Here is a 246-nt window from a genome sequence, read left to right on the forward strand (position 1 = left end):
CGCCCGTCTGGGCGTTGGCCTCCTCCACCCGTTCCAGGCAGGTCGCTGCCTGACCCTCGATGCGGTACTGATAGCTGTCGGGTTGCTGGCCGCTTTTGGGTCTGCCGGCGCTGGCGTAAACGGGCTCCGTCAGCACGTGGCCTTGCACAATCTCCAGTAGTTTCAGCCCGTTGGCAAAGCGCGCCAGCTCCGCTTCGGCATCGGCCTGACAGGCAAAGCGCCGCGCGCACAGTTTGGTGAACGCCT

At 65.4% G+C, this 246-nt stretch carries 1 pseudogene; it reads right to left on the reverse strand.

The window, feature by feature from the left end:
• Positions 1-246: pseudogene (locus tag B4920_RS27390) on the reverse strand (IS1634 family transposase); the annotation flags it as partial.

The sequence above is a fragment of the Zoogloea sp. LCSB751 genome (assembly GCF_002028455.1).
Taxonomy (GTDB): domain Bacteria; phylum Pseudomonadota; class Gammaproteobacteria; order Burkholderiales; family Rhodocyclaceae; genus Zoogloea.